A 17,256-nucleotide genomic window follows, 5' to 3' on the forward strand; every position below is an offset into this window, starting at 1 on the left:
ATTATATTTATATATTCAACTTTTATATGATATACTTTATATAATTTTTCTTAACTATTGTAATGAGGTGATTTTATGGGTTTTATTAGATCTATGACTATTGAAGATTATTTTGAAGCTTCAAATCTTTGGCAAAATACTCCTGGAATGGGACTAAGAGGTTTAGATGACACTTTTGAAGGTATTAAGTTCTTTTTAGAATACAATCCTGAACTTTCAATTGTATATGAGGAAGATGGAAGGGTTGAGGGAACTGTTCTTTGTGGATTCGATGGGAAAAGAGCATATTTATATCATGTTGCCATTTCAGAAAAAATCAAAGGAAGGGCCATAGGACGCCAAATGATAAAACATCTTGAAGATGTTTTAAAAGCAAAAAATATTAACGGAGTTGCCTTAGTTGCTTTTTGTGATAATATTGTTGGAAATAAATTTTGGGATAATTTAGGATACCATCCAAGAAAAGATTTATATTATAGGGATAAAAATTTAAATATTGATAATTTATATGTAAAAAAAGGCTAATTTAATATTTAAAATATATTTAATTATAAAAGTGCACTCAAGGCTATTTTTGAATGCACTTTTTTATATTTTTATTTCATTGTTGCATAATTAGCTGCTTGTTCACAATGTATTATTGTTGTGTCAAAAACCGGAATTTCTAAATCATTTTGATTTATTAATAATCCAATTTCAGTACAGCCTAATATTACGCCTTCAATTCCCCTGTCCTTATAGGAATTTATTATTTTAATATATTTTTCCTTTGATTTTTCATTGATTTTTCCTAGGCATAATTCCGAGAAAATTATTTCATTGACTATTTCAATATCCTCTTCATTTGGAACTACTACATCAATGCCCTTTGCTTTTAATTTGCCCTTGTAAAAATCTTCTGTCATAGTATATTTTGTACCAAGTAATAATACTTTACTTATCTTGTTTTCTTTTAACTTTGCAACTGTTGCTTCAGCAATATGCAAAATTGGAATATTTATTTTTCCTTGAACCTTACCTGCTACTTTATGCATGGTATTTGTACAGATTAATATAAAATCTGCACCTGCTACTTCCAAGTTCATAGCAATTTCAGCCAATATATCGGCAGATTTGTTCCATTGCCCCTTTCTTTGAAGTTCTTCAATTTCTGCAAAATCTACAGAATAAAGTAAGATTTTTGCAGAATGTAGCCCTCCTAGTTTTTCAGAAACCACCTTGTTTATTATTTCATAGTACAAGGTAGTACTTTCCCAACTCATACCGCCAATTAATCCTATGGTTTTCATTTATTCACCACATTTATAGTATTTCCATTTAGAAATGATTTTATGTTTTCTGTAGCCATATCTATAATTCTTTGTCTTGCCTCTTTTGTTGTCCAGGCAATATGGGAAGTAATAATTATATTTTTAGCTTTTAAAAGTGGATTATTTTCTCTTATTGGCTCTTCAGAAACTACATCTACTCCAGCTCCGGAAATATAACCGGAATTTAAAGCCTCCTTTAAATCCTCTTCTACTATTAGTCCACCTCTAGCTACATTTATTATTTTTACTCCCTTTTTCATTTTAGCTATAGTGTTTTTGTTTATTATCCCTTTATTTTTTTCATTTAAATTTGAATGAAGTGAAATAATATCGGAATTTTCCAATAAATAATCCAAAGAAACTTCTTCTTCATATTTCTTAGCCTTATTTTCTCCTCTATAGGCTAAAACTTTCATGCCAAAAGCCTTAGCTATTTCCCCAACTTTTCTACCTATTTTTCCATAGCCTATAATTCCCATTGTTTTTCCATGTAGTTCATACTGTTCCTTTAACCAATAACCATATTTGTCGTTATTAGTCCATTCTCCCTTTAAAACCGAATCACTTTGTATTTTTACATGGTTACACAGTTCCAGTAATAGGGCAAAGGTAAATTGAGCCACTGTTTCTGTTCCATAAGAAGGAATATTTGAAACTTCTATCCCTCTTTTTTTACATTCCTCTGTATCTACATTGTCAAATCCAGTAGCTAACATAGAAATATATTTCAAATTTTTAGCCTGTTTAATTGAATCCTTTTCTACAAAAGTATTGTTGATTAAAGCTATATCTGCATCTTTTATTCTCTCCGATACAAGTTCTTTTGGAGTTCTGTCATATACGGTTAAATTTCCTAACTGTTCAATATTTGACCAGCTTAAATCTCCGGGATTTACTAAATATCCATCTAATATTACTATATTCATTTTCTTAATTTCTAGTATATTCTATAACTACTGTTTCTTTTGCTGTTGCTTTTCCGGTATTAATTTTAAGCTCCTTAATATCGTCCATATTTGTAATTATTATTGGAGTTATAATTTCAAATCCTTTTTCCTTTAAAAAGTCAAAGTCTACATCTGCTAGTAAATCTCCTACATTTACCTTATCTCCAACTTTAACCTTTACATCAAATCCTTTTCCTTCCAGTCCTACAGTTTCCAAACCAATATGAACTAAAACATCCAATCCGTCGTTAGTTTTAATTCCAACAGCATGGGAAGTATTTGCCACAACATCAACTGTACCTGATACAGGACTGTAAATACTATTTCCCTCTGGAATAAGTCCTACTCCATCACCTAATATTTTTTGTGCAAACATAGCATCCGGAACTTCTGTTACAGCTACTACTTCACCTGATTGAATTGCAAAAATTTCCCCTGTTTTTGATTCCTTATCTTTTTTAAATAATTTTTTAAACATAGCTTTCTCCTTTATATTTCATTTTAATAATTTTTTATTTATATTGATTTTTTACTCAGCTAATAATTGAATATTATGTGCCTTTCTTATAATATTCCCTCTTTTTTAAAGTATACTCGCTTAGATGTTAAATAATATAGACTATCCCCAATATTTACTGTCTACTGTTCTGTATCTAATAGCTTCCAGTAAATGATTAGCAGTAATATTATCTTTATTGTCTAAATCTGCAATAGTCCTACTTAATTTGAGGATTTTATTAATAGTTCTTGCAGAGAATTTATATTTATCGTAGGCTTTTTCCAAAATAATATTTAATTCATTATTTAATTTAATATATTTCTTAATAAGCCTATTATTCATCTGACCATTGGTTTTTATTTTTTCTTTCCTATATCTTTTAGCCTGAATATTTCTAGCATTAACTACCCTATTTCTTATATTTTCAGAATTTTCCGTTTCCTCATTAGAAGTTAATTTTTCTAATTTTACCGGTTCAACTTCTATATGTATATCTATTCTATCGAGAATTGGTCTACTAACCTTAGCTAGGTACTTTTGTATTTGTGGTAAAGTACAATTACATTCGTGGGTTTCGTCTCCATAGTATCCGCATGGACATGGATTCATGCCGGCTATAAATATGAAATTAGCCGGATAGGTTAGTGTTGCATTGGCTCTTGAAATAGTAATATTTTTTTCCTCTAAAGGCTGTCTTAAAACTTCAATAGTGCTTTTATTAAATTCAGGTAACTCATCTAAAAACAAGGCTCCATTATGGGCTAAGGAAATTTCTCCCGGCATTGGAATTCTTCCGCCACCAATAATTGCAACAGAGGAACTACTATGATGTGGTGCCCTGAAAGGTCTTTCCATAATTAATTTATTTTCTCTTAAATTACCACTAACTGAATATATCTTAGTACATTCAATTGCTTCCTCAAAATTCAAAGGAGGTAAAATAGTTGGCAATCTCATTGCTGCCATGGTCTTTCCTGCACCTGGTGGACCTATCATAATTAAATTATGTTCACCGGCTGCAGCAATTTCCATTGCACGCTTTAATTTTTCCTGCCCCTTTATTTCACTAAAATCCACATTGTAACTTGGATTTAAATTTTCCAAAGTAAAAATTTCATCATTATAATTTTCTATTTTCAATTCGTTATTTAAATAATCCACTAAATCCTTTAAGTTTTTTACAGGAATAATTTCAATTCCCTTAACTAAAGAACATTCTTCCTTATTATCATCCGGTACTATGACCTTTTTAAATCCTAGCTCCTTTAAGGAAATAGCCATAGGTAACGCACCCTGAATGCTCATAATTCTTCCATCTAAAGACAACTCACCAATAAAGGCAATGTCTTTACTTGGTACATTATAAACTACGCCAAAGGCAGTTAGAATAGCAACAGCTATGGAAATATCCAATTGAGAACCTTCTTTTTTTAAATTAGCTGGAGCTAAATTAATAGTTATTCTACCAATTGGAAAAGTATAGCCGGAATTTGTAATAGCCGAACGAACTCTTTCCTTAGATTCTTTTATAGAAATATCAGGAAGTCCTACAATATTAAAAGCTTGAAGTCCTCTTGCAATATCCGCTTCAACTTCAATAGCATAACCTTGAAGTCCCTCTAAAACACAAGTCATTATTTTTGAATACATAAAATACCTCAATTGATTTAATTTAATCTATTACTAGTATATCAAATTTAGCTTATTTTATTTTAGGAAATAAAAAATACATCCATATTAGGATTGATGGATGTATTTTATAATCTATTTTAAACTTTTAAAAAATAATATTCTAAATACAATTGCTAAACTCAAATAATTAAAAGCCACAAACAAAAGTATTGTATACAAATTAAAAATATTTGAATTATATATAAATAACAAGATTAAAATAGTAAAAATATTAATAACCCCTGTGGAATATAAGGTGATTTTTTCTTTTCCTATAGCTTGTAAGGAATACTTTGAAATCTCAAAAAATATTTGGAATCCACTTAGAAAAAATACTGGAATCATAATGTTTTTTACAATCTCCTTTAGTTCAATTTCATCAGTAAAATAAGCAACTACTATATCCTTAAATATATAAAATAAGACTGCTAGAATAACATAAAAAAACAAGGTTAAAAATGTTGCTACTCTAGGCAAATTTCTTACAGATTCCTTGTCTTTTCTTCCTATAGCTTCCCCCATAAGAACTATTAACCCATTACAATACATATACATTGGCGTTAAAAATACCCCTACCATAACATAGTTTATGTTATACGCAGAAAGTATATCAGTTCCTGATCGTTTTATTAATGCCATTATTACAACGGAAAACAAGGCTCCTTCTAAAATCTCCTGGAATACTAAAGGAATACTTAATTTTATAAGTATAAGTTTTTTACTACTTTTAATATTTGTTATTAATTTAAAATCATCCCATAATATATAAATATAATATGTTACATTTAATATTAATGACATTACTGAAGCTAAAGCTATTCCTGTTAATTTATAATCTCCACTAAATATGTATTTAGTAAAAATATATGATAATATTACTTGAATAATAGATGATACTACTCCTATTTTCAATATCTCATTTGTCTTTTTCCTAACTTTTAACAAATTAGTCATGGAAAATATTATTGCATTTAACAATATAGTTAATGACATTATTCTTAAGAACTTTATTCCAACTATTAATTCTCTACCTTCAAAATCATAAATATATCTCATTATATTTTCACTAAATAAAAATATTATAATTAATGCAAAAACACCTATTATAAAATTTAATATAAAGATGGACTTAAACCAATTTAGAAATTGACTATAGTCTTTTTCTATAACTCTTGAAGCATATATATTAAAAGATATTACTCCTACTGTTAATACCCCTATTAGAGAATATATAAAATTATCAACTATGCCATAAGTAGATATAGCATTTATAGAAATTCTTCCTACTATAGAAGCTAAAACTATAGAAATTAATGTATTAAATAAATTGTTAATAACTAGTGGTGCTGCAAAAGTATTTAATTCTTTTATTATTTTAAATTTATTAGACCTATTTATCACTTATCCTCCATATCTTAAAGGCTAATTTCTATTACTCCTCCAAGAATAAATTATTTTTTTCATAATATTTCCCCCTTTCTTCAAATTTTAATAGTCTTTCCTTATAATTATAACAATTAAAAGAAAAACAAAAAGGAGCCTTAAGCTCCTTATGTTCAAATTAAAAATATATGTTTTTATAATTCTATTATTTTAATCCTATCGCCTTTTTTTACTTGTCCATTTTTTAAAACTTTGGCAAATATTCCCTCTGTTGGCATTATACAATTTCCAACCTTTTGTTTTATTGCACAACCCGAATGGCATTTTTTGCCAATTTGGGTTACTTCTAAAACAGCTGTTCCCATTGTAAATACAGTACCAACCGGAATCTCATGAAGTACTAGTCCCTTTGTTGTAATGTTTTCAGCAAAATCTCCGTCTTTTAAATCCGGTAGTCCCATGGCTTTCATTTTGTCTATACTTTCAACTGCTAACAAACTAACTTGTCTATGCCAATCTCCTGCATGTGCATCACCTACAAGACCATGGTCAACTTTCAATTCTCCTACTTCTATAGGGATTTTTATTACTCCCTTGGTTTCACTAATATTAACATCTAGTACCATTCCTTCTTTATTGTCTGCTATAAAATGGCCGGACTTTCCGCCTTCTTTTTCTAGTAATCTCATATTTTCTATTCTCATTCCCCTATCCATCGCTTTACACATATCATATATAGTTAAGGCTGTTGTTGAACAAGCATTTAAAGCTTCCATTTCAACACCGGTTTTTCCTACTGTTTTTACTGTTGCAAAAATATCAACGGTATTTTTTCCTAAATTAAAATTTATATCTACACCTGTAAGAAATATATTGTGACACATTGGAATAGTTTGCGCTGTGTTTTTAGCAGCCATTATTCCACCGACTTGTGCAACTGCCAATACATCTCCTTTTTTTATTTGACCTTCTTTTATTCTATTTAAGGTTTCTTCTTTCATTACAACTGTACAGGTAGCTGTGGCAACTCTTTTGGTATCATCTTTTTTACCAACATCTACCATTTTTGCCCTACCTTCTTCATTAAAATGTGTTAATTCCATTTATCCTCCAATTTCGTTCATATCTGTTGTATTATATTCTCCATCTAGAAGATGATGTTTTTCCGGTTTTTCCTGTATTGCATTTACTATTATTTTTTCTATATCTTCGCCTTTTCTTAAGGGCTCTAATAAATCAATAAATATATTTGAATGTAAACACATTAAAAGTTTACCCTTACTTGTTAGTCGCACTCTATTACAATTTCCACAGAATTTGCAAGACATAGGATTTATAAATCCAACATTTCCTTTTGCATTTGGCAATTTGAAATATTTTGCAGGACTGGAAAGGTCCTTATTTTCAATTGGAATTAAATCATCATATAATTTTAATAATTCCTCATTTGAAATAAAGTTGTCCTTATATTTAATAGCTTCTCCTATTGGCATTAACTCAATAAATCTTACAGAAATATCCTTATCCATTGTTAAATTAACAAAATCCCTAAATTCATTTAAATTAAAATTTCTCATCATAACCGTATTTATTTTTATTGGAGTAATGTTATATTTTTTACAAGCTTCTATAGAGTCAAGTACATCTTGTAAATTCCCACCTCTTGTTATTTGTGAATATTTTTCTTGGTCTAAGGAATCTAAACTAATATTTACTCTACTTAATCCGGCTTCTTTTAATTCCTTTATTTTGTCTTTTAAAAGAATTCCATTTGTTGTCATAGCGATTTCTTTAATACCAATTTCTTTACAGCCCGATATTAAATCTATAACTCCTTTTTTTACTAAAGGTTCTCCACCTGTAATTCGTACTTTTGTAATTCCTAGTCTTTTAAAAACCTCAACTATTTTTAAATATTCTTCAATAGTTAAAACATCCTTATGTTCTACTTTAGGAATACCTTTTTCCGGCATACAGTATTTACACCTTAAATTACATTTATCTGTAATAGAGATTCTTAAATAGTTAATATCTCTACCGAAATTATCTTTCATTTAATCACCTATTTTTATTATAACATAACGGTATATTTTCCCATATATTTTAATAAAATTTGTTTTGTAATCTCAATAAAAAAATATAATAAAGATAGATATTTTTCTATCTTTATTATATTTTAAGATACCAGTCTTTTCTCTTTAGGAATACTAATAATTGAATCTTTGCTTATATATATTTTATCTATTTTTTCCTCTTTGTTAGAATAATTGTTTATTTTGTCGACAATTAAACTCTTGCCTTTTTCACTTTTAAATATATATCTTTTTATAGCTCCTAAAATTATTACTTTTTCAAGTTCAACATTAATTTCAATTGAGTTTTCTGATTTTTCTAATTCTATCATTTCCGGTCTTACATAGTAAATATATTCTTCTTTAAGACTATTGGAATTATTTATTTCTAATTCTGAAGAATTAAATCTATTAAAGCTGCCAATAAATTCTGCTATAAAGTTACTTTTTGGATAAGCATATAGTTCGTTTGGTGTTGAGGATTGTATTATTTTCCCTTTATTTAATACAAAAATCCTATCACTTATGGCCATAGCCTCTTCTTGGTCATGAGTTACAAAAATCATAGTAATATTCAATTTCTTCTGTATTCTTCTTAAATCCGTTTGAAGTTGTTTTCTAATCTTTGCATCTAATGCACTTAAGGGCTCATCTAATAATAGTATTTTTGGTTCTGTTACCAATGATCTAGCTAAGGCGACCCTTTGTTGTTGACCTCCTGACAAGGTCTGAATATTTCTGTTGGAAAACTCCTTTAATTGTACTATTTCCAATATATTATCAACCTTATCCCCTATCTCCTTTTCAGATAGTTTTTTAACTCTTAAACCAAACGCTATATTTTCAAAGACCGTCATATTTGGAAATAATGCATATTGTTGAAATACAAATCCAATATTTCTATATTTAGTTGGAATACTGTCTATTTCTTCTCCATCTAATAATATTTTCCCCTTTTCTTGCTTTTCCAAGCCTGCTATTGTACGAAGTAAGGTTGATTTTCCACAACCGCTAGGTCCAAGTAATGTTACAATTTCTCCTTTTTGAACATGAAAATCAATAGAGTCCAATATTTTTTTATTTCCAAAATATAATGTTAGGTTTTTAACTGTTAAATACATTTTCTAAATCCTCTTTTCTTCCGTATAGCTTTTGTTTATTAACTTCTTCAATTTTTGATTTTTCAATATATCTTTTCTTTTGTTTATTATTAATAATAAATACAAATATCGCTACAATAAGTAAAAAAACAAAGTATAGTATCATTACGGCACTTGCTAAATGTCCATTTTCATTCATTCTTCTCATCATATATATTCTTATAGTTTCAAATCTTCCACCTATAAGTAAATTCGTTAACATATATTCTCCAAAAGATGCTGAAAAAACCATTAAAAACACCAGTGTAGTACCTAATCTAATATTAGGTATTATTATTTTTGTTACAATCTGTACCATAGATGCACCTAATGTTGATGCTGCATCTATCATTTCCCCTATATTAATTAATTTAAGTTGATTATTAATTCCCAAATATGTTATAGGTAGTAATGTTATAAATAATGCTCCTACTAAAACAATAAACATAGGAATACTCAACATACTATATGTTCCAAGTAAAGCAGTTACAAGTATTACTCCCGGTATGGCATAGGGAAGAAGAACTATGGATTGTAAAATCCTATCAACTTTAGGAAAATATAATCGTACCAGTATTAATGTAGGTATCATTATAATTAAAATCACCATTGATGTTACAAGTCCCAGTACAAAAGATCTTGCGACTGCTTGAATAAAGGCAGTATCTTTAAATAATTCTAAAAACCATTTTAAGGTAAAGTCCTTTGGTAAAATACTATTATCCCATTTTGTAGATGTACTATATAAAAATGTACCTATTATAGGTATTATGAAATAAATCCCAAAAATTATTAATGGTATTTTTCTAATATTCTTTTTCAAGATTTTCTTCCTTTCTATTATATCGCTGAGAAAGCCACATAATTATAACCATAAAAGCACCAAAAATCGTTGCTAATGCACTACCCATATTCGGCTTAGCAAAAACGTCTCCTGCTACCAATGCAGATATTCTTATTGTTAATAAATTTATGTTGCTACCTGTTAAAGCATAAGCTGTTTCATATGTTCCTATACCATTAGCCAGTAAAATAATAAAGGTACTAACCATTGTTGGTTTTAAAAATGGAAATACTACTTTTCTCCAATAATAGAAATTTGAAGCTCCTAGTATATCGGCCGATTCCTTCCATTCCTTTTTTATTTCCCTCATACTAGGATACAAAAATAATATTCCCAATGGTATTTGAAAATACATATAAGTTAAAGAAAGTCCCCACCAAGAATATAAATTAAAATTCTTTAATAATGGAATTATCATTTTTAGTACACCGGCATTTCCAAGTAAAATTATAAATGAAAATGCTAATGGTATACCTGCAAAATTTCCAGCTAAATTTGATATTGTAATAATCTTTTCCTGTGTTCTAAACGACAAGCCCAGTAGAGAATAACTTATTATATAAGCTCCTATAAAACCTAAGACTGCTGAAAATAATCCTATAATCATACTGTTTATAAAGGATTCATAATAATATTTATTCGCGAAAAATTCCTTGTAATTATCTAAAGAAAAAACTTCTATTCCGTCTAGTTTAAAACTTTTTATAACCATTATTATTAAAGGTATTATTAAAAATGCCATCATAATAATTATTAGTGGCAATAAGCCAATTTTTTTCTTCATAAAACTTCCTTTCTACTAATGGTGTAATAGTAACAACTTCTCTATTAGTCCGGCTATTTCTATTTGACTGATTTCATCAACATTGTTTCTATAGTACTTAGAAAAAATATACAAGGGTACTTCTCTATGGGAATTTAGTGTACCTCCATGAAGTCCATTTTCATCCATACCATGATCAGATGTAACCATTACTTGATAACCCAACTCTAACCAATTGTTCAAATACTGTCCAATAATATAATCCGCCCTATTTATTACAGCCTTGTATTCCCTTGAGTCCGATGTGAATTTATGACCAATATCATCAATATTCATAGAATGTATTAATAAAAAATCCGGTTTTTTATACTGTAATAAAAAATTTGCATCGGCAAATAAATGTGTATCCGGATAATTATCTTCATAATAAAAAACACCATTTTCAATTAGATTTTCAGTATCTAATTGAATTCTATGTTTTTTTTCATTAAATGGACTTTCATTATATAATTCACTATACCAATAATAAGCTGCTGCAGCCGTTCTTCCTCCATTGTTCTTAACTTTTTCGAAAATGGATTTTTCACCAGATAAACTATTGTGACCGTTGGTTAAAATTTTATTTTTATAAGTCGGTACTCCTGTCATTAATACCTCATACAAGGATCTGGAATTACTTGGCAATTCAGATATTACTTTTATCCTTGTTGCCAAGCCATTTTCTACATAGTGATTTAACAGTCCCATTTGTTCAATTGAAGTATCGTATCTACATCCATCTAATATAACAAGAATTAAAGTCCTTCCTGTCTTTTTATTTTGCATAGCTTAAAACCTCACTTTGCCATAGCTCAGGTAATTCTACAGAAGTTTTATCCCATTCTTCATTACTTTTTACAGGTTCTGCTGATTTATATTCAGAATCAGGTAATAACTTACTTGCTACATCTTCAGGTAACTTTACATTTGTTCTTATAGGTCTTGCATATCCCTTAGCTAAATTTATTTGTCCTTCGTCTGATAAAATATATTCTCTAGCTAATTTAGCAGCATTAGGATGAGGAGCATACTTATTAATTAAAGTAGTATATCCACTAATAATTGAGCCATCGGACGGAATTAAAACTTCAAATCTTTCAGAATCAAGTTGGTCCTTGTAATTAAGTCCATTAAAATCCCAAACTATTACAATATCTATTTCACCTTTTTCTAAATTTGCAAGACTTGCATCTACAGAAGAAAGTCTGCCTTCTTCTGCTATTTTTCTAAAATAATCCAATCCCGGTTTAATGTTTTTTTCATCTCCACCGTTAGCAATTGCAGCAGCTAAAACTGCAAATTGAGCTTGATTTGCCTTTGTAACATCTCCTACGGCAACTTTGTAATCACTTTCCAGTAATTCTTCCCAGGAACTAGGTATATCTTTTACATTATTTTTATCTATCATAAAAGCTATAGTTCCTGTATAACTTAAAAGCCAATGACCTTTTTCATCTTTAGCCCAGTCCGGTATTTCATCCCAATAGCTGGTTTTATAAGGCAGAGTTAAATCCTTATTTGTAGCAATAGGACCAAAGCTAATTCCAACATCACCTATATCTGCTGTTCCATTTTTTCCTTCTGATTCAAACTTTGCTAATTCTTCAGCACTTGACATATCAGTATCGGAATGTTTTATACCATATTTTTCTTCAATATCTTCCCATGTACCTACCCAATTAGCCCATGTGTCCGGCATTCCAACACTTGCTAGCTCTTTTTCTTTTTTTGCTTTTTCAATAATGGTTTCTAAACTATCGTCCTCTGAAACATTTTGTGCCTTCGATTTATTATCTGAGCAACCAGATAAAACTCCTATCATCATTGTGAAAACTAAAAATATAGAAATAAATCTCTTTGTTATTTTCAATTTCTTCTCCCCTTTCATTCTTTCACTTCTTTAAGATTAACTATAATTTTTTAAATTCATATTTAATTAATGTTATATTGAAGTAAAAAAATAAAATAATGTTAAAGTTATGTTAAATATTCAATAAAAAAAACAGCCTTGCTAAAAACAAGACTGTAAACCAAATTATTTTATTTTAAATTTCTCAATTCATTTTCTACATTTGTAGATATGGAATTTTCTCCTCCGATTATTATTATATTTTTAATATTTTTAATATTTTTATAATCATGTAAATCCTCGTTTTGTATGTAGTTTTTTACTGCTACCGGCAAATTATTTGGCTTTGATAAAAGTATTGGAGCATTTTTTACTCCGGCAATTGATGAGGCCGCTAATGCATCCGGATAGTCCTCACCATTTACAATTATTACTGTATCAACTTCCATTCTTAAAAAAGTATAATAACTTTCTGCAACATCAACGGCAGTTTCATATCTGGTGTTTCCTGCAAATCTATTTTCATCTTTACCTTTCGGAACACTATTAATTCCACCAAAAACATGCATAAAATCCATATCTTGTTTTTGCTTATTCATATTCGGTATAAGTTTTACTATGCCATAAACATTTGCCCATTCTCCTAGAAATGGTCCTGCACTTAAGGCATCAGCAAAATAATTTCCATCCATTCCTGCGTATAGGGTCATATATTCTGTACTTCCTTTTAATTCTTCTCTTTTAGCACCAATTATTTCAGCTGTTTCAACCCTATTTTTTCCAGCTAGTCTTTCTATGTTTATTCCTAACTCTTTTATACTCTCTTCTATAATAAAAGGAACGGTTTCTTCTCCACCTAAAATATAAACATGTTCAACTTTTAATCTTTTCAATTCATTTTTTACTTCTTCGTTTAATGGCGAACTACCGACTAATAACATTGGAATATCTATTTGTGCCGCTAAAGTACCACCTACTAATGCATCGGCAAAGCCTTCTCCACTTGCTATTATTGCATATTTAGAACTTTCAAAAGTATTTTTACTTATTTCTACAGAGGTGTTAAACCTATTAGTCCCTGCTATTCTAACAATATCTAAACCATCCTCACCTTCTTGTAAAATATCTGCATTTGAAAGACTATTTAATGAAGTTATTAATAAAGCCGTTGTAAAAATCAATGTAACAAAAATCTTTTTCATATACTACCTCCCATATTCCTATAATAATATTGTAGTATAAATAAATGATAAGTAATTTACAAAATAGTTAATAAATTATTACATAATAGTTACAATTTAAATAAAATCAACAAAAAACTCCCTTAATTCCAAACTAAGGGGGTTTTACATTATCCAAAATTTATCCCATATATATTCTTCTTCTATTTCTAATAGATTAATTATTTCTTCTAGGATTTTTTTATTATATTTTACATGACCTTTAAAGTCTATATTTTCAACCACCTTACCTTCTACATTAAAACTATTAGAATCTTCATTATTGTTTATTAGTATTCCCTTTAAATTTACAACTCCACCTTCTGATTCTAATTTGTTATTTACAAATACAGCTGAAACATTAATGTCTTCATTACCAATTATTGTTACCAAGTCTGCATTAATAAAATACAATTTATCTTCTTCTATTTTTATTCCATTATCTACTAATAATTTATTAAAATCTACTTCTTCATCTTCACTATTCTGGTACTCTTCTACTAATTCATTATATTTTGAAAACTCAATATAATAACTTTCATTACTTTTTTTGAAAAAAACAATATCCCCTACTATTTTTTCAAAATCATTATCTAGTAACAATTTATAGTTTTCGTCATCTTCTTGTATTTCTATAAGCTCATCATCATTTAGTAGAGGGTTGTCTTTTAATGAGTAAGTTATACTTGAACTGGTATATGTATTTTTATATTCCAAATTATAGTTTATTATAAATTTATTTTCCTTGTAGTTTGAAACATTTGCTGTAATGTTTCCTCCGTTTAATATTTCATTATAATTTACATTAATGGTTTCTTTATTATCAGTATTTTTTATTTTAGAAAATATTTCATTTAATTTACTGTTATATTCTTCGCTACTCTTTATTTTATTTGCAATAGATTCTGAAATTAAACAATTTTGATAATAATCCTTTTGGTTTTTATTTACATTATTTTCTAAATCCACCCCTACTAAAATTACCGTTATTAATGTAAACACCAATATCGATACTACTAGGGCAAATACCGATATATATCCCTTGCTTTTCACATTCCTAACCCTGCATAAATACTACTTTCATACTCTTTCTTTACTCCATTATTTTCACATTGGAAATTTAAATGTATAAATTTTTCGTTAATATTAAAATAGGTTTTCTTTATACTTACAATATTTTCTGCAATTTTATTTGTACCTATATTTGAACTTTTTATTCCTTCTTCTATTGGATTTTCTATTCCTATTGAATATCTTATTAAATTTCCCTTATCTAAATAGTAATAAATATATTGATAGGGATTTTTTTCTGCTTGGTAAGGAACTACTTCTAGTAAAAATCCCAGGTTATTGTCTTTAGGTTTTGCTATAAAATCATCTATATTATAAATATTTATACTTCGCCTTATTTCCTTTTCAATATAATCTATTGCATAGCCACCATTATTGTTTAGCTTATTTCTAGATATATTGGATTCCATTATTTTCCCCGATGTTGCCATTATATAGGAAATTACTATTATTAATATTGAAGATATTCCTAAGGCTACTATTAATTCAATTAAGGTAAATCCTTTTTGTTTTTTACGGTAAAAGGACTTCATAACTAATAATATCCTCTTCATTTCCAACTCTCCATACATCTAATTTTAATTTATTTAAATTTTCAGTTTTATTAATGCTATATTCAAATTTAAATTCTTTCTTTAAATCATTTGTAATACCTATAGTTTTTTCATTGTAAATATCGGATTTTATGCTTTCCATTATATGTTTACTATAGCTTATTAATTCTTTATCATTATCGGTTTTTATTTCTAAGCTTAATGCATTTGCTAATGACGGTAACAGAAAAGCAGCAAGTATTCCAATTATAGCAAGTCCAACTATGCACTCTAACAAGGTGAATCCCTTATTTTCTTTTTTCTTCACTAAGATTCACCTTCCCCGTTGCAACTTCTACTGTAATTTCATATATTTTGTTTTTACCTATAAAATAAATTGTTGCTGCCTTTTTTGGCGCTCCCGTAGAACTGAATTCTATGGTAATATCGTCACCATTATAGTTCAATCTTTCAAAATAAATAAAATGTTTTTCCTTATCTGATGATATTTTTATTGCTTCACTATTTTTATTAAAACTAAATTTATTAATGTATCCAGTATTAATTGCATTATTTCTTGCAAAGTTTAGACTATCTACAATTGAATTTATTTCTAATTTTTCCTTGTATTGTCCTATAAAATCAAATTTAATTACTCCAATTCCTAAAATTATACCAAGCAACAATAAGGCTGCTAATAATTCAATTAAAGTAAAACCTTTTAATTTTTTCATAGTATTTCCTAAATTTATTCAAAATATATATCCAAATAAATATTTCTATCTGTATCTATTAGGCCATATCTTGTACTTTCATTTTCTAATAATTGTAGGTGGTTTCCACTAAACTCGTCTAATAAGACCTCATATAATCTATCCTCTTTTATATACAAGTAATGTAGTTTTCTAGCCGTATCCAACATTAGACAATTGTCGGTATTATTAGTAATAAACCCATAGAGAATTTCCTTATCATATATTTTTTTCCTAGCTCTTTCATCTCTTAAATTTATAAACATAAATTTAGTTCTTTCCCCATCGTTTAAATCTGTATAGGATGCTAGTATTCCATTTTCAAGAAAGTTGTAGTCATAAAGTTGCTCTTGTCCTTCAATATAGGCTTTTTCTATTTCCCCATTTTCATCTATAGAATAGAAATAGGAACCTTTGCTTTCATTGACTAGTGCAAAAATATTATTGGTGTTTGAATAGATATTATTATCTACTTCATATTCAAATTGATAAAAATCTACTGGCCTATCGTCTTTTATTTTTCTTATTCCTAGATAACCTTCATTTTCATAGGAATAATAAATATCGCCATTTATTTTTACAAGTTTTGAACGGTATCTATCTATATAATTTTCATCTATAATTTTAAATGTTCCATCCTCTTCTATTCTTGCTATATTATTTTTGGTTTTATATCTATTTATTGTATTTGAAGTTATATCCGTAGGATTATATTCCGTCGTTTCTCTTACCGTATTTTCATCTTTAAAATTTAATACTTCATAGGAAATAAAAATATCACCACTGTCTACTATTAAATCCAAAATTTTTATATTACGTTCTAGTTCTATTGTCCTTATAACTGTTTCATTTTGAAAGTCATATATTATTAGCCTTTCGTTTTCATTAATACGGGTATCTGAATTTAATTCCTCGTCACTTTCAGTTGTTGGATAATCTACTAGAATATATAATTTGTTTTTAAAGGCTTTAAATACATAACTTTCCCGGTTTTCTATAAGAGGAAGTTTATATTCTGATACAGAATATTCTATTTTTCCTTCTTTTATTGTTGATTCTTCTTTTTCTACTGTTTTTACTTTTTCTTTTGACTTACATGAAACCAATAACCCAACAGAAATTATAATTATTAATAGAATTTTAATGGATTTTCTCATTGTAGTT

General features: G+C 28.2%; 19 protein-coding genes. 1 reads left to right on the top strand and 18 read right to left on the bottom strand.

Translation table 11 applies throughout. The annotated features are described in order from the left end of the window. Positions 1-75: 75 nt before the first annotated feature. Positions 76-525 (top strand): GNAT family N-acetyltransferase, encoded by a 450-nt coding sequence (locus JFY71_RS03470; protein ID WP_243661658.1) that lies wholly within the window; start codon positions 76-78, stop codon positions 523-525. A 71-nt stretch (positions 526-596) separates the two neighbouring features. Here JFY71_RS03470 and JFY71_RS03475 read toward each other — a convergent pair whose 3' ends face one another. The 18 genes from JFY71_RS03475 to JFY71_RS03565 form a co-directional block, all read right to left on the bottom strand. Then, positions 597-1,289: an aspartate/glutamate racemase family protein gene (locus JFY71_RS03475; RefSeq protein WP_243661659.1), complete on the bottom strand. Its 693-nt coding sequence runs from the start codon at positions 1,287-1,289 to the stop codon at positions 597-599. Beyond that, positions 1,286-2,236 (bottom strand): D-2-hydroxyacid dehydrogenase, encoded by a 951-nt coding sequence (locus JFY71_RS03480; RefSeq protein WP_243661660.1) that lies wholly within the window; start codon positions 2,234-2,236, stop codon positions 1,286-1,288. Before JFY71_RS03480 ends, JFY71_RS03475 begins: the two co-directional genes overlap by 4 nt. A gap of 4 nt (positions 2,237-2,240) precedes the next feature. Beyond that, positions 2,241-2,735, bottom strand: coding sequence for a PTS sugar transporter subunit IIA (locus JFY71_RS03485; protein ID WP_243661661.1), 495 nt, complete (start codon positions 2,733-2,735; stop codon positions 2,241-2,243). A gap of 141 nt (positions 2,736-2,876) precedes the next feature. After that, positions 2,877-4,406, bottom strand: a complete 1,530-nt coding sequence (locus tag JFY71_RS03490) for a YifB family Mg chelatase-like AAA ATPase (protein WP_243661662.1) — start codon at positions 4,404-4,406, stop codon at positions 2,877-2,879. 114 nt (positions 4,407-4,520) lie between these two features. Then, the gene (locus JFY71_RS03495) at positions 4,521-5,828 is read right to left on the bottom strand and encodes an MATE family efflux transporter (RefSeq protein WP_243661663.1); all 1,308 of its coding nucleotides are present in this window, start codon (positions 5,826-5,828) and stop codon (positions 4,521-4,523) included. 176 nt (positions 5,829-6,004) lie between these two features. Beyond that, positions 6,005-6,913, bottom strand: coding sequence for a cyclic pyranopterin monophosphate synthase MoaC (gene moaC / locus JFY71_RS12105; protein ID WP_338041869.1), 909 nt, complete (start codon positions 6,911-6,913; stop codon positions 6,005-6,007). Next, a complete protein-coding gene (moaA, locus tag JFY71_RS03510; RefSeq protein WP_243661664.1) occupies positions 6,914-7,864 on the bottom strand; it encodes a GTP 3',8-cyclase MoaA in 951 nt (316 codons plus the stop codon). It lies immediately after the preceding gene. Between the two features lie 122 nt (positions 7,865-7,986). Next, positions 7,987-9,003 (bottom strand): heme ABC exporter ATP-binding protein CcmA, encoded by a 1,017-nt coding sequence (gene ccmA, locus JFY71_RS03515; RefSeq protein ID WP_243661665.1) that lies wholly within the window; start codon positions 9,001-9,003, stop codon positions 7,987-7,989. Further along, positions 8,987-9,844, bottom strand: a complete 858-nt coding sequence (locus JFY71_RS03520; RefSeq protein WP_243661666.1) for an ABC transporter permease — start codon at positions 9,842-9,844, stop codon at positions 8,987-8,989. Before JFY71_RS03520 ends, ccmA begins: the two co-directional genes overlap by 17 nt. Beyond that, positions 9,828-10,649, bottom strand: a complete 822-nt coding sequence (locus JFY71_RS03525) for an ABC transporter permease (RefSeq protein ID WP_243661667.1) — start codon at positions 10,647-10,649, stop codon at positions 9,828-9,830. Before JFY71_RS03525 ends, JFY71_RS03520 begins: the two co-directional genes overlap by 17 nt. Positions 10,650-10,664: 15 nt before the next feature. Continuing rightward, on the bottom strand, positions 10,665-11,453 hold the full coding sequence (locus JFY71_RS03530) for an alkaline phosphatase family protein (RefSeq protein WP_243661668.1): 789 nt from the start codon (positions 11,451-11,453) through the stop codon (positions 10,665-10,667). Next, the gene (locus JFY71_RS03535; protein ID WP_243661669.1) at positions 11,443-12,537 is read right to left on the bottom strand and encodes an ABC transporter substrate-binding protein; all 1,095 of its coding nucleotides are present in this window, start codon (positions 12,535-12,537) and stop codon (positions 11,443-11,445) included. Before JFY71_RS03535 ends, JFY71_RS03530 begins: the two co-directional genes overlap by 11 nt. 170 nt (positions 12,538-12,707) lie before the next feature. After that, a complete protein-coding gene (locus JFY71_RS03540) occupies positions 12,708-13,718 on the bottom strand; it encodes a cell wall-binding repeat-containing protein (RefSeq protein ID WP_243661670.1) in 1,011 nt (336 codons plus the stop codon). Positions 13,719-13,862: 144 nt separating this feature from the next. Then, the gene (locus JFY71_RS03545; RefSeq protein ID WP_243661671.1) at positions 13,863-14,789 is read right to left on the bottom strand and encodes a hypothetical protein; all 927 of its coding nucleotides are present in this window, start codon (positions 14,787-14,789) and stop codon (positions 13,863-13,865) included. Further along, positions 14,786-15,361, bottom strand: a complete 576-nt coding sequence (locus JFY71_RS03550; protein ID WP_243661672.1) for a PilW family protein — start codon at positions 15,359-15,361, stop codon at positions 14,786-14,788. Before JFY71_RS03550 ends, JFY71_RS03545 begins: the two co-directional genes overlap by 4 nt. Continuing rightward, entirely contained in the window at positions 15,321-15,668 is a 348-nt protein-coding gene (locus JFY71_RS03555; protein WP_243661673.1) for a type II secretion system protein, read from the bottom strand. Before JFY71_RS03555 ends, JFY71_RS03550 begins: the two co-directional genes overlap by 41 nt. Next, on the bottom strand, positions 15,649-16,074 hold the full coding sequence (locus JFY71_RS03560) for a prepilin-type N-terminal cleavage/methylation domain-containing protein (RefSeq protein ID WP_243661674.1): 426 nt from the start codon (positions 16,072-16,074) through the stop codon (positions 15,649-15,651). Before JFY71_RS03560 ends, JFY71_RS03555 begins: the two co-directional genes overlap by 20 nt. A 14-nt stretch (positions 16,075-16,088) precedes the next feature. Further along, a complete protein-coding gene (locus tag JFY71_RS03565; protein WP_243661675.1) occupies positions 16,089-17,249 on the bottom strand; it encodes a hypothetical protein in 1,161 nt (386 codons plus the stop codon). Positions 17,250-17,256 lie beyond the last annotated feature (7 nt).

Source organism: Miniphocaeibacter halophilus (assembly GCF_016458825.1).
Classification (GTDB): Bacteria; Bacillota; Clostridia; order Tissierellales; family Peptoniphilaceae; genus Miniphocaeibacter; species Miniphocaeibacter halophilus.